This is a genomic window from Streptococcus mitis, from assembly GCF_026782895.1.
Lineage (GTDB): Bacteria > Bacillota > Bacilli > Lactobacillales > Streptococcaceae > Streptococcus > Streptococcus mitis_CB.
In genome coordinates this window covers 314,372-335,918 of the sequence record NZ_JAKUXJ010000004.1, presented here as the reverse complement: position 1 = coordinate 335,918, position 21,547 = coordinate 314,372, and the positions used below count along the sequence as shown (strand labels likewise).

Genomic DNA, 21,547 nt, shown 5'->3' with positions numbered 1-21,547 from the left:
AGATAGATAGGATTCTACCGTGAAGGCTTCTTCGCTTGCTGTTTCTGATGTGTCTGTTTCTTTTTTGTTTGCAGTACCGTATTCAACATTTCCATCATTAGCGGACAAACTTCGTCAAGAGGAAACTCTTCCATCTCCATGAAGAAATCATCAAACGGTTTAATTTTAGGATTGCCAGATTTAGCAAATACCCAAAATAGACGATAGAAAAAGGTAATATCGAAATCTTCTAAAAGAGATAGGTCGACGCTTTCCGCTACCAAATCATTACCTTTTTCCAATTGGTTCAATTGAGCTACCAATTGTTTATTTTTCAAAAGCCCCAAAAGGTCCTTGAAAAAATCCTGCCCAAACTCGTTCTTGTAAGCGATTGGAGTATAGGCATTTGTTGCAAGCTCATAGCGCTTATTACTGATTTTAATACTTCGACGCATTCTTGACTCCTTATCCTAAAGATGTTGGCTCATAAACGCTAGAAAACCAAGCGTCATACACTTCTTTCTTGTCTGCAGACGTAATCGAACGTTTCACTACGCTATCAAGTGGACGTGGTGAAGCTTTAAAGCTAAGTTCACGTTCATTGACAGTTGTTCCGCTCTTAGTAGCCGAGCCGTTCGATGGACGACTAGCAGAGCAGTAGTAGAGAACGTAGCGAGTCTTGTTTTGATCTCCTGAAAATTCAAACATAATAGCAAACGGTTTAGTGGAAGCATCGCCTTTTTCAGTCAATACTCCTGTTTGCTCATCCTTGAGTTCTCCTAGGATTTTTGTCGCAAACTCTTCTGTGATATGCGGTACTTTCAATTTCCCTTCATACCCTTCGTTTGAGTTCATGAAGTGGTAGTCCACATCGTCGGCTGGAATTGCTTTCGATTCTCCTTTTGGTTCTAGCTCCAAGTTCATCGCTCCAGGAAAACGGAAAATTTTCCCGTAGCTAATAATATTTGTTTCCCCATTAATAGTTTCGATTGGTGCGATATGCACATTTTTCAATCCAAAGGTTACTTTATTTTCTGTTTTTGTCATCTTCTTCTCCTTTAGTACAAATAAACAGTATAAGGCTTGACAGATAGCCTTTCTGTCGGGATATAGCTTTCTTCTGATACCTCAAAAACAAGTTGATGTTTAGACAACAACTCTTCCAAGGACTCTTCCAAATCTTCGTCTTTACGTTCAAAGATAAGCTCTACGGTCACAGATTTAATCTGGTATTCCTGATCATCATCTGCTCTCTTGATATCTGGATGTGATTCAAAGTAGATAAGGTAAGGTGTTTGAGGAACGTGTCCAGTTTCAAACGTACGATAGGCTATAGGTAGATTTGCTTGACTTAGAATATCGACAAGGTCAGATAATTTCATTTTTGAATAGCCTCCTTTACTTTGCGTTCAAAGGAATTGATTAGCTTTTCTTCTACAGGTTTTATGTGAGGGATAGCACGACTGCGTCCGCCATTCCTTAAGACATGGCCATTTTCAAGCAGGTGTGTCAATTGGTAGCCTGTAGCATTATGGATTACGTATGATCCTTTGGCGTTCTTTTTGAGACGCCATCCTCTTCCATACTTTCCTTTATTCTTTGGGCTTGTCGCTTTCAAAGTCGCAACAGCTTCATCACCTAAATCTTGTGCAATAGCGTCAATCTCATTTTCTAACTCACTAGAATACTCACTCAGTGCTTTAGCAATTTCTGCTGAAAGGTCACCTTTTACACTCATGACAATTCCTCCATCAAGGTCAGCTCCAGAATTTCTAGACCAATCGGAAATGTCTTGAGAATACGATACCGTTTCCCATTAAATTCCGCTTCTTCCTCGTTGTTATACTCAAAGCTATGAATATCAACGATAAGGCTTGGCCTAAGTCCAACCTGGCTAGCCTGATAAAATTCAGAACGAGTAATGGAACGCTTTCGACACAAAATAGTCAACCGCTTTTCCTCAAATAGAGGCTGGTGCAATTTATCTAGTCCTGTTTTAACCCTTGAGATCAATGTAATCTCATTGTTCCATGCCATCTTCTTACCTCAATTTTAAATTATGCAACCGCCATAAAAGGTGGCGTGGCATATCCACCCCACCCTCATAGCGAAAGGCTGCAAAATCAACTACAAACATTTGGTGTTCAGCGTTTTCTGATTCAAGCGAAACTCCCAAATTATCTTCCAGTTCAGTTATGACAGCTTCGATGATTTTATTCAAAGGCTTATCACGTAGATTGGTTGCTATACCCAATTTTAGTTTTAGTAATTCTAGTAATTGAGCATTGTCCATAACTACTCCTCATCTTCCTCTTCAGGTTCTTGAGGTTCTGTTTCTCCTTCGGAAATATCGTCATCATCGATTTTAGTCAAGAAAATAGATCCTGCACTATTTGACCCATCTAACAACTCTTGAATGAAGGTCTTGTTGCTCCTATATCCTTTTCGGGGATAAATATCCCCGATTTGATATTCATATTGTTGAGGGTCTCTCAAATCCTTAAAAGGACGGATTACTTGATAAGCCATCAGCTCCCTCCTTACCCTGCAGCGTCAGTGTACGTCACATAGAACCCCGCTGCTTCATCAACTTTCTTAACATCGAAACGGTTGGCAGTTCCTAGGTATTGACCGTAGATTTTATCATCTTGCCATTTGACGGTTGTCTGAGCGCGGTCAAACAATGTCGCAAATTCTCCAACGTCACCGATGAAGGCTTTCATTTCACCTTTAGCATCCCCAATGATATCATCAGGATAAACATCGATTACACGACCAGCGAACTTGTAGCCAGTTGGAGATGTGATGTCTGTTTGAAGCATGTAGCGACCGTCCTTGTCCTTGATTTTATCAAGAGCAGCAAACATAGATTGGGTACATACAATAGTTGCATCGTAGTACGGTTTCAATTCCACGTTGAGAATATCTTTCAAGCCATCCAAACCAGCTGCGCTTTTAGCTGTAGCTGTCTTGAGAACTTTAGCAATCTCTTTATTCTTAGTGATACGTTCTTGGTTCTTAGCTTGTTTAGCAACCAATCCCATGACATCATAGTCAGCATCATCAATCAATTCTTGAGATACTGGCAAATGACCACGACGTGTTTTGATTTCATAGTTCACCTTTGTAAAGGTTGGTTTAGCCAATTCAGGGTTTTCTTCCAACTCTTCAACAGTGTTCATTGTTTGGTCAGTCAATTTAACAACTGCCCATTTACCGCTTGCATTCTTGACATTAACGATGTTGACCAATGAAGTCAAATCTGTCTTGTCTTGTTTAGCTTCTTTAGGCGTCATCAATTCAACAGGAATGATTGCTTCTCCTTCAGCAGATTTGAGACCATCAGCACGCACTTCTTTTGTTCGAAGGTAGTGGTTAAATGCTTCACGTTGTTCCAATGTTTTTCCTCCTCGTTTCTCAGTTTTACCTGGTGTTGGTGCTTTTCGATTTTGCTCCTCGATTTGTTTTTCCAACTCGTCAATTTCTTTTTCCAACTGTGCTTTTTCAGCTTCTTTTTCTTCAATTTCCTTTTGAAGATCATCCACAGTCTTTTCAACTGCTGAAACTTCTTCATCAGTTTCAGCACGATCCAACTTTTCTAACTCAACAACCGAACGTTTGTTTAATTCTTCAATAGTTTCTTCCAACTCAACTACCTTAGTTGCTTTTGCTCGCATACGAGCACCAAAGATTAACGCCTTATTCATAGCTTAAATTTCTCCTTAATTTCTTTCTTGCGCTTATCTAGCGCTTCACGATTCGCACGGCTCTGACTTTCAAAGTCTTTTTGTCGTGCAGCAATTTCTGTTTGTGGATAGGCTGGGAAAGTACATGGGCTCACTTCAAAGATTTCTAGTTCTAAGACAGTGTCCAGATACGAACCATCTTCACGTTCCTCTGTTTCGATTTTTATCGGGATAAAGCCAAAGCTACATCCGATAACATCTCCACGCTTGACACGGGCATAGGCTCCAACAGCTTGAGGATCATCCTTGTTAATGATGATGTCTCCAAAAAGACCAACATCATCAACACCCAGCGTCAGAGTTCCGTTACCTGTTCGACCGAGAACAAGACTATCATCGTGGTTAAATAAAGCTCTGATATCAGCGTCTTTGATAGCTTTCTCAACTCCAGCACGCTTGATAACTTCACAGTAGCCTGGCCACAATTCCGTCTCCTCGTCAAACTTGATAAAGTAGCCACTCAAAATCAAATCACCAGAGTCTTCTTCTCTCGTTTGAAATTGAGTGGCACGATAACTATTCCGTTTCTGCATTCTCTTCCTCACCTCCTTTCAATTTATTTTGGTCTCCTATCTTCTCTTGAGGGATAAAGTTCTCAAGGACAATCAACTCTTCCATCTCAGGATCAGGAGCCATACCAAGCCAATCTCTCCACTCATTACGACGCATTGCAGTACTGTTTGTCATTTGACGTGCAACCTCAGACAACTCTGTAATGTTGTAAGAGAAGAGTGAGCGAGGATTTAGCTTGAAGTAACGATTACTAGACAAAAGTAAGTCTCTGGTTAGTGTTTGAGTAATAGTGGTAGCGATACTCATGACAGTCGTATTTACAAAGTTGTTATACTCTGTCTTATTGAACTCTCCCACGCCCAAAATAAAAGCAGGTACTCCTAATAGACCTGCAACTGTTCTTTTATCTAATTCGACAGACTCATTTAGAGCAATGTCCGTTAGACTAAGCGGCTTTACCTGTTGAATATCCAGCAATGCCTCTGGAACAATCCATGGAGCGCCAACCCTGCTAGTACTTAAATACTTCTCAGCGATACGCTCACGTCCTTGCTCCGAGTCTAGTTCAGCACTAGACGAGTCAACCTTAACGATAAGACTAGGAATGTTCTTACCGTTCATGAAGCTTTTTTTAGTCTTAGTAGCCATGTTCAAACTTTGAACCACATCTGTCAACGTCACCCTAAAACCAGTGCCAATATATGGAATATCTGGATCTGGATTGATGACAAAGTGGACTACTTCATCAGGGGAATACACTTCATCCCTAAATGAGATCACATAGGAATCCTTATCTGTTTGGAACGAAACCTCTCTCATCGGAAATGGTCTTAGATTAGAAATATAATCCGTAACAGGTTCATATTCCACATGTAGGACAGAGTTCCCATCGCCATACAGAAGCAAATCACGCACAATCTTGAAAATCCATGACTTCCTTGTCATGTGTTCGCATGGATTGATGTCAATCTTTCTAGCCAGTCCGTCACGAATTCTGATATCACCTTTATCCGTGTTTTCCATCAGATGGATGGTCATATTAGAGACCAAATCAGCAATCTTATTAACCGCTGTCACCACATCTGGATTTCTGGCCAAAGGTACATACGAATCCATCAGGTTTGACAACCCTAAATCTGAATGACTCAGCATGTTAATTGTCTTACTTGGCTTGTTTCGTTTCCAAAACTTTTCAAAAATACCCATGTTTCCTCACCTCCTTTCTCTCTAATCAAAGAATCTCATCACATCGCCACCCTTGCCAAGATTGGCAAGAGCCTGTATACAAGCAAAGACGCTGGCATCAAACAAGTCAATCCTTGCAGTACCACCGTCTCCGTCTAATTTTTCATATTGCACAGCGTCATCCACCTTTTCAATCGCTCTAACATTGCTCACACAGTATTCATAAGCGTCAGAATGAAGATAATAAAATTCCTTGTTCTTGACTTTGAACTCAATCCGTCTGAACCCCTCAGATTTCAGATAGAATAACTGAGGCTGGTCAATCATCTTAAACTTAGCCTTTTTCATCTTGGCCAAAAACTCACGACCAAACTTCCTATCCATTCCCACAGCTTGGATTTTAAATCCACGCTCACGCATACTGATGAACCATTTGACGATATCGTCATAGAGAACGGTAGGAGTATTGCTCATCGTCAGCCAGCCATCAGATTGCCAGCCAAAAAGTGGAATTCCATCATCGTTAGCCTTCTTTTGAGCATTAATCCGAGGAAAGAAAGCATGTGTGATACAGATATCAACATCTTTCTCACCGTCATTATAGACACCGTAGAGAGCAGCTGCTGTTAAGTCATGTAATCTTGACAAGTCCGCACCACCATACCAGCGAATCGGCAAGCGTGCCAGCTCTTCTAAACTCCAATCGTAACAACTATCCGACGCAATAAACTCATCAGGATTGAAATAAGCGTTCATAGAGTTAGTGAAGATATTCAGGGTCTTATTGAAAAACTCGTTTCGAGTCTGAGGATCATTCATAGCCTGCTCTGCTTCTTCCTTGAGAGCCTTGAGCGAAACCGTGACACCCCATGACGGATTTGCCATTTTTAGAACATTCTCATCCAGATAGTCCCCCACATCCCCATCAGCAGATTGATTAGCCTTGCAGATGAAGATAAAAAATGAATCATCAGTGACTAATTGCTTGAGCACCTTTTGACAGTATTTCAGACGGTTAGCAAGGAAGCCAGTAGGAATATCCCCAGCCGTAGAGATAACAAAAAGCATACTGTTACGGTATGCTGACATTGTTTTTTTCATGAGACCATGCTTCTTACTGTTTCGCATAGTATGAGCTTCGTCCAAGATGATAACATTCCCATTCAGAGAGTCCAATCGGCTCTCATCATTAGCTAGTGCCTGGATAAAGAAAGAACCTTCATCGCCAAAATTGGCAGTGATAGAGTGTTCTTGGTTATTATCCTTGATTCGAATGTTCTTATCGTTCCAGCGTTCAACATTGAATCTTAAAAAACCAAAAGCTTCCATCGCTTGCTTGACTGAATTAGCAACGATATAGCATTTTGAACCGCTATCTGTGTCTAATATCTGGTAGGCAAGAGCAATTGCAGCAGTAAACGAGGTCTTGCCATTCTTCCGAGCAAGCATGATAAGCGCTTCTTTGAACCTGCGCTCATTCGTCCCTTTATAGTAAAATCCAAACAGATTCACAACTACAAAATGTTGCCACGGTTGTAAGAGTAATGGCTTGTTACGGATAGACACCGCAAACATATCATCGCCCTGCTGATGAACTATCACGTTCTCGATAAAGTGAATAACAAAATCCACCATATCCTCATCCATCTCAAAAGCAGGATTTTCTAAATCACGGAAAAAACGTTCAGCAGCAAGAATGTTCTCCTCGCAATGTTCCTCTTGGTGAGTTAAGACGTGTTGAGCGTATTCTTTTGCTTTATCAATATTACCCATTGCCAGTCACTCGCTTCTTCTTGATTTCGTTCTTGAACTTCAGGACCTCAGTAAGAACTGACTCACCCTCTTGTTCTACTACCTCACCGAGCGACTTCGGATTCATCATCAGCTGATTAGAGTAACTCAGGATGTCTTTCCTAAGTATTTCCATTGCTGTCAAGATCGGAACTTTGCGCTCATTCTCAGCACCAGCCTTATTGACGTAGGTATCTGTCACTGGATATCCCATATCAGCATAATCTTGAGCAAGTTTCTGATACTGATATAGCATGCCTGCGAAAATATCAATGATCATCTCGAACTCTTTCCGATAAGTGCCCAAGTCTTTCATCTGCTTGATCACTTTCGACTTAATCGACTTCGCTGTAATTGGTTTAGCCAAAAACTACCTCCTTTCGTCAAAATCGCTTAGTTTTTACCCCCTTTTTGTTTGAAGGCCCCCGACTTGGAAAAAGTTCCCTTCACCGGTTCCCAGAGGCTTCGAAAAAATTTTTTTGAAGTGGGGGGGGATAAAAAATTTTTTTCATTTTTCATTTTTGTTTTTGAAAAAATTTAAAAATTCTTTTTTTCTTCTCTTCTGCCAATAAATTCCATTTCCGATTATCTTATCGTTATTGCGGTCATGAAACGTATTATGTTTTCGGTTGGTCAGTGGCAAACAATTCCAAGATACATATTCCAACTCTGGATACTCAGACACTGGGTAAATATGATGAACCATTTCAGCTGGAACTGACTGCCCATATCTTAGACTTTCTTGGCAAAGGTAATTGTGTTGTCTCATGACCTTGTCACGAAACTTGTACCACTTCCTTGTCTTCAAGCTCTGTCTGACTGGTTTGTTGTACATGATATATCCTCCTTTGCAAAACAAAAGGACAGGCTCTTGACCTATCCCATCTCATACAAGAAATCTATGCTATCATAATAAACCTTTTTTTGTGAGACTTCAAGATGTCTTTTGTCTCATCTTTTGTCTACAAAATCATATACGAGTGCTCCAATAAATACTAAAGGCAGAAACAGAAAAATCAATCCATGTTTAAATATTTTCCCTATATCTTCTTTTGTCCAATCGAAAACAATTTTCAAAAACATCAATGCGATAAAATAACAAACTAAATATCCTATGAGTAACATATACCTCTCCTCCAACTATACCAATTTTATCCCTCACTTTCACATATCTTATATTTTGTTAAACTCCCCTTGATTCTAAAATCCTTATAGATCATGGTTTTTCTTGTCTTTGAATTTTTCAGTTTATGCTTAACTCATTATGTAAAAGTAATATCTAAAAAAATTAAATGACAAAGTTCCGTAGTGCATCATCGAGCTCTGCTTGTTCTATCCCTATGTATCTCAGGGTGATTGCAGGCGATGAGTGATTGAACATTTTTTGTAACGTTCCTACGTCCTTTGTCTTGTTGTAATATTTATAGCCGAATGTCTTGCGCATTGTATGTGTGCCGACATTATCAATGCCTAATTCTTCAGCTGCTTCATGAATGATTTGATAGGCTCGCTCACGAGTAATTGCTTTATTCTTTCCTTGCCTACTCTTGAATAGAAAATGATGGAATGGTTTATCTTCGACATATCTTCTCATTTCTTTCTTGAGTTCTTTTGTCATCCGTCTTGTTATCTGCTTGCCAGTCTTCCGTTCTCTCAGCTTGATGTGCCAGCCTTGAACATCTTTAACTTTTAAAGTTAGGATATCTCCAACTCTCAATCCAGTATTCAGACCTGTGATGAATAGCATATAATACATCTCATTCCATTCTCTGAGATAATCTTTCATAGCTTGTATATCATCGTTCTCTTTTATCGGTGATACAAATTCCATAACTGCCTCCTTTCTACAAAACAAAAAGCCAGCTGGTTGCTGACTCATGATGTTCCTCTGTTAAACAACTTTTCTGGAAAAAATAGGATGACTCCAACATGTGATTTGTGTTTTTGTTTCAGAAGTTCATGCTATCATAATAGACCTTTTTGTGTGAGACTTCAAGATGTCTTTTGTCTCAATCTTATTTACAACTCACCTTTCAGTATAGCGTACTGTTCTAAGATAATCCTTCTACGTCGATAGATTGTAGCTTTGCTCATGAATTTCTGTTCTGCTATTTCTTCCCATCTCAATTGAGGATATCTCCAGCGTAGATTAAAGATTTCCATATCCTCATCCACTAGATTACTCAAGAGTTTGTTAATAATCCCTTTAAATCCTTCAAGAAATTTTAAAGTCGGATCATCTGCGATTCTGATTGCGATAGTTTCGGTAGGTTTGCTTATTCCTACAGTAGGTCCACTTTGAGCATCTGGATTTCTGGTTTCTAATTCTAGCCTTCTTAAATCTATTGTGCGTTGAATGTTTTGAAATTTGAAAAGTTCTCTGTCTAACGTTTTGAGTTCTTCGTCGCTCAATTTTTTCAATTTCCACCTCCAAGTTTTTAAAAAATGTAAACAAGTTATCAAGTATCTGAGAGAAAGCCTTGCGAATATTAGAAACTGCCTGGTTAATCATTTTAGCTATAGCTTCAATTTCTTCAGGACTTAATTTCCGTAGTTGTTTTTCTAATTCTTCTTGCTTTTCTTGTATCTGCCGTTTAGCTATCTTCTTCTTAATTCTTTTGTTCATTGAGTCTTATTTCCTTTCTTGGATCTCAATCCCAAAGAAGGTACAGATATCTTCCAATGCGCATTTAGAAATGCTACTGCCTGCTTCCCACTTGGCTATCGTATCTCTGCGATACCCTAATTTAATAGCTAAATCACTTTGAGTCAATCCCAGCTCGCATCGCTTTCTTTTTAACGTTTCGGCAAAAGGATTTGTCTTTCTTCTCAAAAACATACGAGGGTCAAGATTCAATTTTTCGCAAATAACAAATATATCCCCATCTTGCGGTTGTGCTTTTCCGCTTTCCCAATGACAAATGGTCTCTGGAGTAACTCCAAAGATTTTAGCAGCCTCAACTTTCTTTAGACCTTTGAATTTTCGCCACAATCTGATCTGTTCCGAAAAATGTTTCCTATCCTTCATCATCCACCTCAATCTTTACGACAGCTCTACCATTTGGATTTCTTCTTTGCGTGGATGCAAAAGTATAATACTTCAACATCCTTTCAGCAATACCTGTTTCTTTGCTGATTTCAGCAAGAGTGCCCATGGTAATAAAGGTGTCGCCCTCATACAAAGCGTACTCACTCATGCTCCATCTCCTCGATAAGCCAGTCAAGGTTCTTTCTGGCTTTCTTCAGGTCTTCGATACCATTCTTTTCTTTGTATCGAAGTAAATACTCGACAGCACTGCACCAGTGATGTGCTTCCATCTCTGACTTACCTTTGATGAAATTTCTCGTAACGTCCTTCACTTCGAGACCATAAGTACCGATGTAGTGGTTTGGTTTGTTTATGTTATCAATTATTTCTGTGTACATTTCTTATCCTCCAAAAGCTCTGGGTTTTCATAGATGTTTCCTTGAAGGAATACACTACAGTTTTCAATACAGTCGAATAGATTATCCCAGACGCTTTTTTCTGTAGATACAGCTAACAACTTAAACATACCTTTATCAAAGATAATCTTTGCTGTACCACTATCTTCAAATCCATCCCAATAACTCCACTCGATAACATCTCCTTCAAAAAGTTCTTCGCCAAAATAATCTTTGAGTCCTGTTGATTGCATGAGGATAGCATCATCAATAATCGACCCGCTATATTCATCATCTCCCTGCATGCTGAAATTAGTCAAAATAAATGTAATACCCTCTGGGTAAGTAGTTACAACCGATACATTGCGATGCATTTTGGATGCTGGTTGTTTTAAACAGGATATCTCTCTACTCCCCACGCTCTAAATTTCGGTATCATGCAAATCCTCCTCTTTGACAAACGAGCCGTCTACCATCTTGCCTTTTCTGTCTTTAATCTCGTTCCAAGCCATCTGGAAGCACTCAGCAATAGACCAGCCTTTTTGCTGACAGTAGATGGTCAACACTACCAAAATATCACCCACGGCATCCTTGCCCTCATCATCTCGTTTCTTGAGATGTGCCTGCGCCAATTCGCCTGCTTCTTCAAATAACTTCAATGCCTGAGCCGTGCTATTGTCAGGATTGTCTAACCCTCTATCTTTCGCCCAATGCTCAACATGATGCGCTAATAATTCCATGTTTGTTGTCATAGTAACACCTCTAATTCTTCCAGCTTGAAATACTTTGTTAGTTCGTTCTTCAATTCCTCGATAGTACTGCATCGTCCGATTAAATCAGATACATCTAGCATCGTGTCCTCTTTATTCAGAGTGTTCTCTGCTACTGCATCAGCTACCCATTTGGGATGTGTACCAGCGTAGGAGAACTGATTTTGAGGTAATAACTCAAGCAATGCTTCGTATCGTTCTTCTAGTGAAACCAAGGCGCCAAGCGTATCAATAAATGCAGTATCCGATTTCCTGGTTTCAAAAACTTCTGGCCAATTTTGCTTTACAATTTCAGCATAAATAGCAGACCATTCTTTGTCTGAAAAACGTGATTTTTCAACCAAGGCGCCGTATTCTATTTCCTTACCATCGACCGTTACTTTATAATTCATATTCTTACCTCATCCCCTACTCTAATCTTCTCATACTGCTCTCTAGTAACTACAAAAATCCCATAATCTCTGATAGTCACAGTGTACAACTTCCCATGTCGTCCTTTCTCGACGACTTTGCCAAACACCTCAGAGCCTGCGTTATCAGCCTTGTAGATAACCATCGGGCGCTTTTCTTCTAGTTTTTTAATGTGGATGCTCTGCCAAATATTCAATCCAGCAGATAATAATATCCAGATTGCGATGAATCGTTTCAATCTGTGACCTCCTCATTCATAATTTTGTCAAACTGCTCTTTGTCAATAAGGCCACGATTAATCATGGTTTTGACTGTCAACACAATCTTGTTCAATTTGTTAAATTCTTTGTCGGGCAATGTAATCATAGTAATCCTTTCCATCACTCTACCTCCTTTAACTCGTCCTCCCAATCGCTGGCAGGGTGGACGCATAATTCCGTTCCGTTGTAATAAACAAATTCCTTTTCACCATAATTATTTTCTAAAACCCAGCCTTTTATGGTTTTCACCCCGTCAAAAGCCTTGTGTGTATACTTTGCAATTTTCATCCTTCCACCTTCTCAATCTCAATACCTTCACAATTGAAAACCCAACCGAATCCAGCTTTTTCTAGTTCTTTGCGGGTGTGGTGCAAGCGAAATTCTTCGCACTCTTCGAAATTGCTTAGCATCCACGTATGGCCAAATCTAAATGTCAAATACGTATTCTCTTCGGACATCCCTTTCATCTTCACCAAATACCGCTTCTCTTCCTCGACCTCGCAGCCGAAAATCCAAGCTAGTGCGAATAATTCGGAATTATCCCAATACCATTCTGCAACTCTGTCAGACATGCTTGCGTCTATTGAGTAGGACAGTGTATGCCCCAGTTTTTTCTGTTCTGCAATAAAATCCGCCACAAACTGCGGAACTTTGACTGGTTTGGGTTCGTCTAGTTGTTTGATTAATTTAATTGCAGTTTTGGTCGGAATACCTTCAACTACAGTATTAAATATATTCAAACCATAAATCCCAATTTCTTCAAACTCTTTAATCAATTCCTGCTTATTCATCTTCGCTTCCTCCATAAATCAAATAAACTGCAATAACTAACTGAGACATGCCTGGTGAATAGCCAATCCAATCATCAAAGTCCTTAGATTTTGGCAACCAATCCTTAGTGGCTCCTAAATCATAGTCTTTAGGTTTTTTATCAGCAAAGATACATTCCATCGCTCCCATAAACGTCATGCCATCTTCTGTCATTTCCCAGAAATAGTCCGCACGTTCTTTTACCGCTTGTGGTAAATCTTGCTTGGGAGATTTAGGTTTTCCATCTTCTACCGACCAGCCGTATACTCCATTAACTTTTTTCTTTAAATCTTCCATCATCTTCCAACTCCTTTATTTTCTTCCTCAATTCTTTATTCTTTTTCTTCAACAAATCGCGCTCCAGAGCTCTAATCCGTCTCTTGCGTGAATCGCACGGCTTCGAATACTCGACTATCTTCTCTTCGTTTTGCTCTATCGTGCGTTTCAGTCCGTCGATTACTGTCTGTTTGTCATACTTCATCTTCTAAAAATCTTTCAATAGCTTCTCTGTAGGATACTTTCGCCAGACAGTCCAAGTCGTCCAGGGCTTCAATATAGTCTGGACGACCTTGCCCGTACTGCTCTTTCAAAAATTCAACAAAGAGATGAATTTCTTGATAGGACATTCCAAACATATTTCTTACCTCCCACTAAAACGGAAAATCATCTTCTTCAAGGGCATAGCCTGGCATTTGTTCCTCAATGTTCGAACGGTTAGCTGTATCATCACGCTTTTCAAGTCGCTCAAAACCATCTGCGACCACCTCGGTCAGATAGACCCTGCGCCCCTCCTGATTCTCATAGTTCCTTGTCTGGATGCGCCCCGTCACACCGACCAGATTGCCTTTCTTGCACCATTCTGCGAATAGCTCCGCCTGCTTGCGCCACATCATACAGTTGATGAAGTCCGCCTCTCGCTCGCCGTTAGCTCCCTTAAAATTCCGATTGACCGCCAGAGTAAACGTCGCAACCGCCACATTCGACGGTGTATATTTCAATTCAGGGTCTTTCGTCAAGCGCCCCACTAACGTAACATTATTGATCATCTTTCTTGTCCTTTCTTGCTGCACGTTCTCCGACTAAGTAGCCGAGAAATAACCACAGAATCGCCATTCCAAATTCTTTAAAAAGTTCAATCATTTTCTTCTCCCTTCATTTGTTCTGCATCTGTAAATGATTCTATTGTCTTAATAATTTTTTCTAACATAGATTTATGTAGCGTGATGTAATTATTTTTCTTCACTTGTTCACAGAAGATACAAATTCGTTTGCCAAGATAATTACATTTTCCGGTTGAACGGTAACTTTTATCTGACTCAATTTGTTCTTTGTTAGCCGAGCTAACAAGAATTACTTCATCAGATTCTTTCCAATCAGTAATTTCCATACATTTGTGAAGATTCTCAAATGCTAGATCTATTAAAATATTTTTAGCCATTATTCTCCTCCTGAAAAAGTCGCTAAATAGTAACAATCCTTAGAACCGTAGTCAAATCGTGTCGTCCGCTGACCAATGTGCTTCTGAAACCTTGGATGAGTGATAGCCGAGAAAGACCACTGATGGTCTTCCATCTGCTCAATGAGATCATCGACATTGTAAAACGTCCCAAGGTAAAACTTACAGTGCCCGTTGTAGACGAAGTAAAGATTTAACATTACTCCACCTCAACTGGGTAAAAGTTCCCAAAGGAACCCCTCAATGCCTTGCCAACCTGTACGGCTGCCGCCCGAGAAATAAACCGCATGGCTTTCTTCTCATCTGAACATGAAATGTCCAAGCCAGTCACACTGATAATTGCAGACCTCAGAAACGGCTTATCCTCTCTTGTCCCATGTCTTAAAACAAACATCAGCCACCTCCATTCTAAAAATATTGCTTTCGCTTATTTGTCAAATCATTGAAAACCATCAAATGGTCTTTATCAACACCCTTCATCAGTCTAGACATGAAGGGCCTGCCATATCTTTTCTGAATATCAGCAGAAATCAAATTCGTGGTAATGATTGTATTTGAACGCTTATTCAGGATATTGTAGAGAATAGTAAACGACCATTCGCTATCCTTTTCCATGCCCAAATCATCTAAAACCAAGAACTTAGCACTCGCAATTTTATTTACCAGAAACTCTTCCTGACTAAAATCAGCTTTAATCTTCATCAACAAGTCAGTCACGTTGATGAAAATAGCAATCTCTTTCGTGTACTCAGATAAAGCTTTAACCATAGCAAAAGCCAAATGACTCTTGCCAGTTCCTGCTTCTCCCTGGAGTACAATGTTGTTCCTAGCACCCTCAGACCATTCACGACAAATCCTCTTTGCAAAAGCTAGCTTTTCCGCTTCTTTTTCAGTGGGTGTCTCAAAATTGTCCAAAGTCGCATTTTTTAAAACCTCATCATAAAGAGAGAACTTTTCTAGATAGTACTTCCTTTCTCGCTCATTCTCAGCGTTAGCCAGTTCATTCACTCTTGCTTGATTTTCCTCATGAATCCGCTCAGATTCGCACATGCGACATACAACACTATCAGTCCGCAATATCTTTATCAAAGGAATTTTGTGCTTTTCGCAAAGCTCTTTCTGTTGTTCTGTATTCCTGTGATAAGATAAGGCAATCTCCTCAAATACATTGTCTACCATGAAAGACGACCTCCACATTCCTGCCAGCTGGCCATTTCAGACAAGCAGGCAATCACTTGATGAATTGGCTGATTCGCTAAAAGAGTCTTCTTCTCATAGCTTAACGGATAAAATTCCTCTTCAAATTGCTTGATAAGTTCTAAAACCCCCATTCTTCCTTTGCCCCCTGTTCTGATTGATTTCCACGAGAAGTAGTAAATCCTCTTGACTTGTTAAAGTTTGATTGCTCTTCTTCTTGTTGTACAGTAGTCTTGATACCATTTTGCGCCCAATTCTTCAAAATACTATTTACATATCCAAAACTTCGTTTTGAATTATCAGCAGCCTTGTCAATCGCAAGTTTTACCAATTCATACTCCATATGATCAAATCTAATGTAGTCAAGTAGTTGTTCAAATTGTTTCCCATCAAGCACTCCGACACGAGATTGATAATATTCAGCAATAGAAGCAGGAGAATTGTCCTTTGCAGAATCTATCTCTTTTATATCTCTATTCTCTTTTATATCTCTATTCTCTTTTATATCTCTATTCTCTTTTATATCTCTATTCTCTTTTATATCTCTATTCTCTATCTCTGGTGCCTGTTCGTCCGACAAATGTCCGGACGAATGTCCCAAAAGTTTTTGACCTTTTTCTAAAGCGATTTTTCGTCTATATTCACGCTTTCTATCAGCTTCAGTATTTGATGAACCAATAAAATTTTGGATATCAAGCATGTAGATGGCCCCGTTATCCAAAACCTCAATCAATCCCATCTCTTTAAATATTCCGACTGACTTTTCTACAACTGCAACTGGTTGCCTAGTAATCGTTGATAGCATCTGTACATTATAAGGTATGCGGTCATTAAACATTAATTTACCATTGTTTTTAAGACTTCTAAGATAAAGTTTTAGTAGAATGTTAGAATAAAGTATCCCGTCTGGCATGCTTTCAAGGATTGCTATATCGTCATTATCAAAAAAATTGTCTCGCAATTTTAAGTAATAATATTTTTTATTATCAGACATATACTCCTCCAATCCGCACTAAGTCTTTGCCCTCCACTTCCTGCGATTCGCACGGTACTTCATCCGCATATCCTCATAGATGTACCTGCCTTCTAACTCTAGTTTTTCAAGCTTGATCAGACGATTTTGAGAGACCACATCATGATAGTCTTTTGTTAGTTTTTCAAAGTCCTTAACTATTTTTTCATAGTCCTTGGTTAATTTTTCATAGTCAGTTATGTATTCTTTGACTAATAATAGATTTTTATGATCATATTCCCAAAACCTAATAACATGTCTTGTAGCTGATCCTCTTTCTATCGCTTCTTTGATATACATAATCTGGTCATCCAGCCATTGAATCAATCTTTCCATTTCCTGAACTCCTCACTTCAAGATGTGCATTTTAGGCTCTGGTAATGCCAGAGGTTCTGGGCGTAAGCCTAGATGTTCTGAACGCAAGCCTGTAGGCGGTTCGTTGTCGTAGGTGAAGCCTTTAAACTCTCGCCGAATATTCTTGCGAATTTCTTGCCATTTGTCCTCTCTACCACGTTCATAAGCATGGTTATAGCCTTGGATAATCATAGACGCAAATTCTTGCTCTTCTCGTCTTTCTTCTTCCTTGCGTTGTTCCTGTAATTTGATATGACGACAAGCTCCTGCAAATCCAATCAGCAAGGCTCCAACCCCCATTAGCTGGTCTAAAATCGGTGGTTCAAACATTTTTCTATCTCCTTATGCTCTTAATTTTCGTACTTCTTTCTCTAATTCCAAAATTTCATAAACATCATTGACATCGTACATAATATCTTTCCCTTGCTTACGAAATCTTAATCCTTTGCGTTCCAACTTTTTGATATAGCCATGAGTGAAGCCAAACTTCTTCATCAAAGCTTGTTGATTGATTGGCATGCGATCATTCTCTAACTGCTCCTTGACTTGCTTTTCAGCAAAGGCCAGTAATTGGTTTGTGAACAATTCAGCACTTTCGCCGTCCAATCGTAATTGTAACGTGATACCTTCCATTTTCTACATCCTCTCAACTATGCGGGCAAGCATTTTTGTGATATAATGGTTTTAATTGTTTTAGTATGCGCCTGACTTCGTTAGGTGCTTTTTGCATATCTCGTTTTCGTTCACGAAATAAATTGGTTCTAAACTTAATTTTTCCATTAACCCCCCTTTCTAAAAAACACTAACTCCTTGTTTTTCCCAATAATCTATGTACTCTTGTTGTGCTTGTCCGTTATATCCACACGCATGGAATGCCAAGCCGTAATTACTATCACTTTATTTTTTGTCTAACAAAACTTCTAATTCTGATTTGACGAATTTTTTTAACGCTTTTAAATCGCCACATGGATAAAAAAACTCGTACCCATCAATTACTAACTGCCATACCCACCCAAGAGGCGTTTTGTTATAAATGTATTTGATTTCCATTTTCCTTCCCCTCCCTACGCTTGACTAAAAGCGTTCAGCTCCATAATCTTCATCTTAGTATTAGTACTTGGCTCCCACGTCATCCAGTAGGCCAAGGCTGCATCTGCGAATTTTTTCGGCAGCAAGTCATAGCGACTGATATTAAAGTGGTCTTTAAAATCAATCTCAGCTTGTCTAAATACCGACTGAGCAAAAATCTTATCCGCATAAGCTGGACTATCAATACCGCCAAGGCAAGCCACGACCCTAGCCTTACGCTTCTTAAGGAGCGACTGAGCATAGCTTGGATGAATCGGTTGCTCACTCTTGAGATAGTCGATATCTTCCAGCATGTTCGCTTGTTGCTCACGCAATTTCTTCTGGCCAGTAAACAGAGCGATAAAGGCATCCTCGTCCAAGTCCTCACGGATAAATCCGCCCTGCTTACGAATAGCTGGCAAGACCTCTGATGTCACCCAGCGCTTGAACTCCTTGGCTTGAGGCAACTTGCTGGATAAGATAAGAGAGTAGAGACCAGATTCGTTAATGATAATAGTATTTTGTGTTCGTCCTAGATTATCGGTGAGTCCGTATTTCACGGAGTCATCTTCATCAACGTGCCGAGAAATTGCGTCCAGAGGTTTAGCGTATCCCAAGATATCCGCTACATCCTTCCCGACAAACCACGGCTCGTCATCAATTGTCAAAGTACGGACTTCCTGTCCGTGAAAATTAAAAATTTCGTTCATAAAATTCCTTTCTAAATTTGGTATAATTAAAATAAAAACACGAGGTGTATTATGGCTGATTTGTTACCTACAATCTTAACTGCGTTTGCAACAACTATGGCTACAAAGGGAGCTGAGGCCCCTGCTAACACTTTTAATGAAGCATGGAAATATGTTTTTGGTCCTCTTGATAGTTTCCTATTACGAAAAAATGAAAAACGTAAATATGATAATGAGAAGTACATTGAATCACTAACTGAGAAAATCGAACAAATACCTGTAGAAAATATACAAGAACCTAAAATGAGTATATTAGGACCTGCATTGGAAGCATCAAAATTTTATATCGAGGAAGAAGATATACGAGAAATTTTTGCATCACTATTAGCGGCATCATTTGATTCTTCAAAAAGTTCGTTATTGCATCATTCTTTTGTTGAAATTATTAAACAGCTCAGTCCTTTAGATGCTAGGAATTTGAAGTTTATTGCTCAAAGAAAACGATGTCCTGTCGCTAAGTATTTGCTGGAATTCGAAACAGGGAGTCAGAGCCTTTTAAAACCACTAATTTTTATTCCTCATGATGGTGAAATAGAATCGTCACTTGATAATTCAATGTTTGATTTTGATAGAAATGCTTCCTCTATTACAAACCTTGAAAGATTAGGTTTGATTAAAGTTGATTTCACAACTTGGCTTTCGAAAAAAGAAAAATACACATTACTTGAAAGCAACCCTTTAGTCACAGCTTATAAAACATCGTATATCAATGCTAAAAACAACGAAAAATTCCATGTAGAAAAAGGGATTATAGATATTACACCTTTAGGTGAAGATTTCTATAATGTCTGTTTATAAAAACAATCTTTTGACTAAATTTTCAAAATGTGTTTTTAACCATTCATCTTGCTTGTCGAAAAAATCGGCAAGCCATTTTTTTATCATCTTTATTTGAATAGTCATCATCAGTATTGAAATTATTGATGATACTATGACACTGAGTATGATTTCTCTCATTTTCCCCCTCCTAATCCTCAAATTTCTCCCACGACTCATTGATTCGCAACTTCTTGTTAATGCGAAGCTTCAAATCATCACTTCCTTTACCATCTTTAAAAAGCTGTGTGATGGCTGATGGACTAACACCTACAACAATAGCCAAATCCGTCTGCGACCACCCACGTTTTCCAATTTGCTCCTTTACGAGCTCGTTCCACTTACGATGTTGTTGGCTCATGCGACCTCCTCCTTTTTAATTAGTTAAGTTAAAGAGTTAGTAAATTATTTTATAAAATACTTGACAACTTTTATACTGTAGTGTAAAATGAAAGCATAATTAAAAACATTGATAAAACATTATATCTATCAATTTCCTTGCTCGCCAAAGCTATTTATTTTTAGATAAGTTTTAACTTTGTTTTTTACTAACTCATTAACTTACAAAAACTATTTTACACTTTAGTGTTATTATTGTCAATAGAAAATAACACTTTTTTATAAAATATTTTTTGTCATGTCTTAGAAAAGGTACTATGACAATGTTTTCCACACTTGAAAAAATTAAGGAGCTTGCTCAAAAACGAGGAATAAGTCTTCAAAAAGTTGCCGAAGATTTAGGCTATAGTATAAATTACCTTTATACTTTGAAAGAAAAAACTCCTAAATCTGACCGTCTCCAAGAAATCGCCGACTACTTCAACGTTTCCACGGACTATCTGCTAGGACGTACGGATAATCCTGCCATCGCTGGTGATTCAAAAGAGTATATATGGCAAGGGAAGACCCTAAACGTTGAAGAAATGGCATCGAATGTCATGATGTTTGGCGGTCGAGAATTAACAGATGAAAAGAAAAAAATCATCCAGTCTATCATTGAAGGTTATCTCAAAGAAGCTGGTGATTAGAGGTACTGCTTAGTGACCGAAAAAGAAATTATAAGTCATTTTCAGGTTCGCATTGTCGATTTTGACGGTGAGCTAATACCTGATGAACTTGGATTTTACGAAAAAGAAACCAACACAGCTTTCCTATCGAGCAAGCTCAACAAAAAAGAGAGAGTTAAGGTACTACTGCATGAACTCGGACACAAAGACCACACACGCTCAGAGTACCAAAATGCTCGCCTACGCTGTGAAAACGAAGCTGATAGGAATATGATCCATCATCTCGTGAAAGACGCGCTAGAAAGCTTGGATGACCCCACAGAGTTTGATTACCTCAAATTCATGTCTTATTACAATCTAAAAACCATGACAAATGAAATCATGGTAAAAGAGGAATATCAGACTTTAATTGGTTAAATATGTTTATAAACTGCTGAAGCAGAAAAAGAAAGGAACTACTTATGGCATTATTTGGTAAAAAACAAAATGAAGTTTTAGAAATCGAACTTTTTACAGAGGAACCTAATGAACGAGTTTTTGAGTTTAAAAAATCAAAAACTGTCGTAAGAATTGATGATTACTTTATCAGGATTGCAAGAAAGACAAATATGTCTAATGTTTTGCTTCACGGATTGGATGGAGAAAAGTCGATTCTGTTATCAGAAATTACTGCTTATCAATTAAAAGAGCCAGGTGCAACTGTTGGTTACCTTCAGTTGGTCTATCCTGGATCATCTGATACAAAAGGTGGTGTTTTTGATGCAGTCAAAGATGAAAATACAGTGACTTTTCTCAAAGAAGACAAAGCAGCTATCTTAGAATTAAAACAAGCTATTGAAAAAGCTTTAAAAGATAAGGTCAAGAAATAACAAAAAATCCCCACACTCGCCATCGCCAAATTTTGAGTGTGAGGATTCAACTTTCCACCTAGCAAGCAATGGAAAGGATGATAAAAAAATACAACTATAGTTTATCACAAGTTCTACACCTTTTCAACTAT

At 38.8% G+C, this 21,547-nt stretch carries 46 protein-coding genes; 4 read left to right on the top strand and 42 right to left on the bottom strand.

The window, feature by feature from the left end; genetic code table 11:
- Window positions 1–14: 14 nt before the first annotated feature.
- From MK480_RS05935 to MK480_RS05740, 40 genes are all read right to left on the bottom strand, one after another.
- On the bottom strand, window positions 15–434 hold the full coding sequence (locus MK480_RS05935) for a hypothetical protein (protein ID WP_049543879.1): 420 nt from the start codon (window positions 432–434) through the stop codon (window positions 15–17).
- Between the two features lie 10 nt (window positions 435–444).
- The gene (locus tag MK480_RS05930) at window positions 445–1,026 is read right to left on the bottom strand and encodes a major tail protein (RefSeq protein ID WP_268707343.1); all 582 of its coding nucleotides are present in this window, start codon (window positions 1,024–1,026) and stop codon (window positions 445–447) included.
- A gap of 11 nt (window positions 1,027–1,037) precedes the next feature.
- Window positions 1,038–1,361, bottom strand: a complete 324-nt coding sequence (locus tag MK480_RS05925) for a hypothetical protein (protein ID WP_268707342.1) — start codon at window positions 1,359–1,361, stop codon at window positions 1,038–1,040.
- The gene (locus MK480_RS05920) at window positions 1,358–1,717 is read right to left on the bottom strand and encodes an HK97 gp10 family phage protein (protein ID WP_268707341.1); all 360 of its coding nucleotides are present in this window, start codon (window positions 1,715–1,717) and stop codon (window positions 1,358–1,360) included. The genes MK480_RS05925 and MK480_RS05920 overlap by 4 nt, the downstream gene beginning before the upstream one ends.
- Window positions 1,714–2,016, bottom strand: coding sequence for a phage head closure protein (locus MK480_RS05915; protein ID WP_268707340.1), 303 nt, complete (start codon window positions 2,014–2,016; stop codon window positions 1,714–1,716). The genes MK480_RS05920 and MK480_RS05915 overlap by 4 nt, the downstream gene beginning before the upstream one ends.
- A 4-nt stretch (window positions 2,017–2,020) precedes the next feature.
- Window positions 2,021–2,272, bottom strand: coding sequence for a phage head-tail connector protein (locus MK480_RS05910; protein ID WP_033686234.1), 252 nt, complete (start codon window positions 2,270–2,272; stop codon window positions 2,021–2,023).
- Window positions 2,273–2,274: 2 nt separating this feature from the next.
- On the bottom strand, window positions 2,275–2,508 hold the full coding sequence (locus MK480_RS05905) for a hypothetical protein (RefSeq protein WP_261100427.1): 234 nt from the start codon (window positions 2,506–2,508) through the stop codon (window positions 2,275–2,277).
- Between the two features lie 11 nt (window positions 2,509–2,519).
- Complete coding sequence (locus MK480_RS05900) at window positions 2,520–3,686, bottom strand: phage major capsid protein (RefSeq protein ID WP_024056582.1); 1,167 nt, start codon at window positions 3,684–3,686, stop codon at window positions 2,520–2,522.
- Complete coding sequence (locus tag MK480_RS05895) at window positions 3,683–4,258, bottom strand: HK97 family phage prohead protease (protein WP_112445578.1); 576 nt, start codon at window positions 4,256–4,258, stop codon at window positions 3,683–3,685. Before MK480_RS05895 ends, MK480_RS05900 begins: the two co-directional genes overlap by 4 nt.
- Window positions 4,242–5,444: a phage portal protein gene (locus tag MK480_RS05890; RefSeq protein WP_268707339.1), complete on the bottom strand. Its 1,203-nt coding sequence runs from the start codon at window positions 5,442–5,444 to the stop codon at window positions 4,242–4,244. The genes MK480_RS05895 and MK480_RS05890 overlap by 17 nt, the downstream gene beginning before the upstream one ends.
- A 21-nt stretch (window positions 5,445–5,465) precedes the next feature.
- On the bottom strand, window positions 5,466–7,196 hold the full coding sequence (locus tag MK480_RS05885) for a terminase large subunit (protein WP_268707338.1): 1,731 nt from the start codon (window positions 7,194–7,196) through the stop codon (window positions 5,466–5,468).
- Window positions 7,189–7,581, bottom strand: coding sequence for a P27 family phage terminase small subunit (locus MK480_RS05880; protein WP_268707337.1), 393 nt, complete (start codon window positions 7,579–7,581; stop codon window positions 7,189–7,191). Before MK480_RS05880 ends, MK480_RS05885 begins: the two co-directional genes overlap by 8 nt.
- A 141-nt stretch (window positions 7,582–7,722) precedes the next feature.
- Window positions 7,723–8,049 carry an HNH endonuclease gene (locus MK480_RS05875; protein ID WP_268707336.1) on the bottom strand — a complete coding sequence of 109 codons (327 nt, stop codon included), beginning with the start codon at window positions 8,047–8,049 and terminating at the stop codon, window positions 7,723–7,725.
- A gap of 116 nt (window positions 8,050–8,165) precedes the next feature.
- Window positions 8,166–8,339: a hypothetical protein gene (locus MK480_RS05870; RefSeq protein WP_173254168.1), complete on the bottom strand. Its 174-nt coding sequence runs from the start codon at window positions 8,337–8,339 to the stop codon at window positions 8,166–8,168.
- Window positions 8,340–8,502: 163 nt separating this feature from the next.
- Window positions 8,503–9,045 carry a site-specific integrase gene (locus MK480_RS05865; RefSeq protein WP_173249854.1) on the bottom strand — a complete coding sequence of 181 codons (543 nt, stop codon included), beginning with the start codon at window positions 9,043–9,045 and terminating at the stop codon, window positions 8,503–8,505.
- Window positions 9,046–9,233: 188 nt separating this feature from the next.
- On the bottom strand, window positions 9,234–9,635 hold the full coding sequence (locus MK480_RS05860; protein ID WP_000736390.1) for a transcriptional activator: 402 nt from the start codon (window positions 9,633–9,635) through the stop codon (window positions 9,234–9,236).
- Between the two features lie 211 nt (window positions 9,636–9,846).
- Entirely contained in the window at window positions 9,847–10,242 is a 396-nt protein-coding gene (locus tag MK480_RS05855; RefSeq protein ID WP_268707335.1) for a helix-turn-helix domain-containing protein, read from the bottom strand.
- The gene (locus tag MK480_RS05850) at window positions 10,232–10,411 is read right to left on the bottom strand and encodes a hypothetical protein (RefSeq protein ID WP_000005958.1); all 180 of its coding nucleotides are present in this window, start codon (window positions 10,409–10,411) and stop codon (window positions 10,232–10,234) included. Before MK480_RS05850 ends, MK480_RS05855 begins: the two co-directional genes overlap by 11 nt.
- On the bottom strand, window positions 10,404–10,640 hold the full coding sequence (locus MK480_RS05845) for a DUF3310 domain-containing protein (RefSeq protein WP_268707334.1): 237 nt from the start codon (window positions 10,638–10,640) through the stop codon (window positions 10,404–10,406). Before MK480_RS05845 ends, MK480_RS05850 begins: the two co-directional genes overlap by 8 nt.
- Window positions 10,625–11,011: a YopX family protein gene (locus MK480_RS05840; RefSeq protein ID WP_268707333.1), complete on the bottom strand. Its 387-nt coding sequence runs from the start codon at window positions 11,009–11,011 to the stop codon at window positions 10,625–10,627. The genes MK480_RS05845 and MK480_RS05840 overlap by 16 nt, the downstream gene beginning before the upstream one ends.
- A 48-nt stretch (window positions 11,012–11,059) precedes the next feature.
- Entirely contained in the window at window positions 11,060–11,389 is a 330-nt protein-coding gene (locus tag MK480_RS05835; RefSeq protein WP_326845941.1) for a MazG-like family protein, read from the bottom strand.
- The gene (locus MK480_RS05830) at window positions 11,386–11,799 is read right to left on the bottom strand and encodes a hypothetical protein (RefSeq protein WP_268707332.1); all 414 of its coding nucleotides are present in this window, start codon (window positions 11,797–11,799) and stop codon (window positions 11,386–11,388) included. The genes MK480_RS05835 and MK480_RS05830 overlap by 4 nt, the downstream gene beginning before the upstream one ends.
- Complete coding sequence (locus MK480_RS05825) at window positions 11,796–12,056, bottom strand: DUF1372 family protein (RefSeq protein WP_268707331.1); 261 nt, start codon at window positions 12,054–12,056, stop codon at window positions 11,796–11,798. The genes MK480_RS05830 and MK480_RS05825 overlap by 4 nt, the downstream gene beginning before the upstream one ends.
- Window positions 12,053–12,199 (bottom strand): hypothetical protein, encoded by a 147-nt coding sequence (locus MK480_RS05820; RefSeq protein ID WP_268707330.1) that lies wholly within the window; start codon window positions 12,197–12,199, stop codon window positions 12,053–12,055. The genes MK480_RS05825 and MK480_RS05820 overlap by 4 nt, the downstream gene beginning before the upstream one ends.
- Entirely contained in the window at window positions 12,199–12,366 is a 168-nt protein-coding gene (locus MK480_RS05815; RefSeq protein ID WP_268707329.1) for a hypothetical protein, read from the bottom strand. The genes MK480_RS05820 and MK480_RS05815 overlap by 1 nt, the downstream gene beginning before the upstream one ends.
- A complete protein-coding gene (locus tag MK480_RS05810) occupies window positions 12,363–12,869 on the bottom strand; it encodes a DUF1642 domain-containing protein (protein ID WP_268707328.1) in 507 nt (168 codons plus the stop codon). The genes MK480_RS05815 and MK480_RS05810 overlap by 4 nt, the downstream gene beginning before the upstream one ends.
- Entirely contained in the window at window positions 12,862–13,188 is a 327-nt protein-coding gene (locus tag MK480_RS05805; protein ID WP_268707327.1) for a hypothetical protein, read from the bottom strand. Before MK480_RS05805 ends, MK480_RS05810 begins: the two co-directional genes overlap by 8 nt.
- Window positions 13,189–13,358: 170 nt before the next feature.
- A complete protein-coding gene (locus MK480_RS05800) occupies window positions 13,359–13,523 on the bottom strand; it encodes a hypothetical protein (RefSeq protein ID WP_268707326.1) in 165 nt (54 codons plus the stop codon).
- A gap of 15 nt (window positions 13,524–13,538) precedes the next feature.
- Window positions 13,539–13,934 (bottom strand): single-stranded DNA-binding protein, encoded by a 396-nt coding sequence (gene ssb, locus MK480_RS05795; RefSeq protein WP_000609557.1) that lies wholly within the window; start codon window positions 13,932–13,934, stop codon window positions 13,539–13,541.
- A gap of 86 nt (window positions 13,935–14,020) precedes the next feature.
- On the bottom strand, window positions 14,021–14,326 hold the full coding sequence (locus MK480_RS05790) for a hypothetical protein (RefSeq protein ID WP_268707325.1): 306 nt from the start codon (window positions 14,324–14,326) through the stop codon (window positions 14,021–14,023).
- Entirely contained in the window at window positions 14,326–14,544 is a 219-nt protein-coding gene (locus MK480_RS05785) for a hypothetical protein (RefSeq protein WP_000933621.1), read from the bottom strand. The genes MK480_RS05790 and MK480_RS05785 overlap by 1 nt, the downstream gene beginning before the upstream one ends.
- Window positions 14,544–14,738 carry a hypothetical protein gene (locus tag MK480_RS05780; RefSeq protein WP_268707324.1) on the bottom strand — a complete coding sequence of 65 codons (195 nt, stop codon included), beginning with the start codon at window positions 14,736–14,738 and terminating at the stop codon, window positions 14,544–14,546. Before MK480_RS05780 ends, MK480_RS05785 begins: the two co-directional genes overlap by 1 nt.
- 14 nt (window positions 14,739–14,752) lie before the next feature.
- Window positions 14,753–15,523, bottom strand: coding sequence for an ATP-binding protein (locus MK480_RS05775; protein WP_268707323.1), 771 nt, complete (start codon window positions 15,521–15,523; stop codon window positions 14,753–14,755).
- Entirely contained in the window at window positions 15,517–15,675 is a 159-nt protein-coding gene (locus MK480_RS05770) for a hypothetical protein (RefSeq protein WP_020903595.1), read from the bottom strand. Before MK480_RS05770 ends, MK480_RS05775 begins: the two co-directional genes overlap by 7 nt.
- A complete protein-coding gene (locus tag MK480_RS05765; RefSeq protein ID WP_268707322.1) occupies window positions 15,663–16,535 on the bottom strand; it encodes a phage replisome organizer N-terminal domain-containing protein in 873 nt (290 codons plus the stop codon). The genes MK480_RS05770 and MK480_RS05765 overlap by 13 nt, the downstream gene beginning before the upstream one ends.
- 18 nt (window positions 16,536–16,553) lie before the next feature.
- Entirely contained in the window at window positions 16,554–16,889 is a 336-nt protein-coding gene (locus MK480_RS05760; RefSeq protein ID WP_020903597.1) for a hypothetical protein, read from the bottom strand.
- 12 nt (window positions 16,890–16,901) lie between these two features.
- A complete protein-coding gene (locus MK480_RS05755) occupies window positions 16,902–17,237 on the bottom strand; it encodes a hypothetical protein (RefSeq protein ID WP_268707321.1) in 336 nt (111 codons plus the stop codon).
- A gap of 12 nt (window positions 17,238–17,249) precedes the next feature.
- Window positions 17,250–17,540: a hypothetical protein gene (locus MK480_RS05750; RefSeq protein ID WP_020903598.1), complete on the bottom strand. Its 291-nt coding sequence runs from the start codon at window positions 17,538–17,540 to the stop codon at window positions 17,250–17,252.
- Window positions 17,541–17,804: 264 nt separating this feature from the next.
- A complete protein-coding gene (locus MK480_RS05745) occupies window positions 17,805–17,957 on the bottom strand; it encodes a hypothetical protein (protein ID WP_268707320.1) in 153 nt (50 codons plus the stop codon).
- 14 nt (window positions 17,958–17,971) lie between these two features.
- Window positions 17,972–18,685: an ORF6C domain-containing protein gene (locus tag MK480_RS05740; protein WP_268707319.1), complete on the bottom strand. Its 714-nt coding sequence runs from the start codon at window positions 18,683–18,685 to the stop codon at window positions 17,972–17,974.
- Window positions 18,686–18,736: 51 nt separating this feature from the next.
- Between MK480_RS05740 and MK480_RS05735 the strand changes: the two genes are divergently transcribed.
- Window positions 18,737–19,522, top strand: a complete 786-nt coding sequence (locus MK480_RS05735; RefSeq protein ID WP_268707318.1) for a DUF4393 domain-containing protein — start codon at window positions 18,737–18,739, stop codon at window positions 19,520–19,522.
- Here MK480_RS05735 and MK480_RS05730 read toward each other — a convergent pair.
- Window positions 19,517–19,681, bottom strand: coding sequence for a hypothetical protein (locus tag MK480_RS05730; RefSeq protein ID WP_268707317.1), 165 nt, complete (start codon window positions 19,679–19,681; stop codon window positions 19,517–19,519). The two genes, MK480_RS05735 and MK480_RS05730, sit on opposite strands and share 6 nt — an antisense overlap.
- A gap of 10 nt (window positions 19,682–19,691) precedes the next feature.
- Window positions 19,692–19,901: a helix-turn-helix domain-containing protein gene (locus MK480_RS05725; RefSeq protein WP_268707316.1), complete on the bottom strand. Its 210-nt coding sequence runs from the start codon at window positions 19,899–19,901 to the stop codon at window positions 19,692–19,694.
- Between the two features lie 301 nt (window positions 19,902–20,202).
- Here MK480_RS05725 and MK480_RS05720 point away from each other — a divergent pair, with 301 nt between their 5' ends.
- Genes MK480_RS05720 through MK480_RS05710 form a run of 3 tightly spaced genes read left to right on the top strand, consistent with a single transcriptional unit; the run spans window position 20,203 to window position 21,416 of the window.
- The gene (locus MK480_RS05720) at window positions 20,203–20,568 is read left to right on the top strand and encodes a helix-turn-helix domain-containing protein (protein WP_268707414.1); all 366 of its coding nucleotides are present in this window, start codon (window positions 20,203–20,205) and stop codon (window positions 20,566–20,568) included.
- A 12-nt stretch (window positions 20,569–20,580) separates the two neighbouring features.
- Complete coding sequence (locus MK480_RS05715) at window positions 20,581–20,964, top strand: ImmA/IrrE family metallo-endopeptidase (protein WP_268707315.1); 384 nt, start codon at window positions 20,581–20,583, stop codon at window positions 20,962–20,964.
- A 44-nt stretch (window positions 20,965–21,008) separates the two neighbouring features.
- Window positions 21,009–21,416 carry a DUF4429 domain-containing protein gene (locus MK480_RS05710; RefSeq protein WP_268707314.1) on the top strand — a complete coding sequence of 136 codons (408 nt, stop codon included), beginning with the start codon at window positions 21,009–21,011 and terminating at the stop codon, window positions 21,414–21,416.
- Window positions 21,417–21,547: the final 131 nt, after the last annotated feature.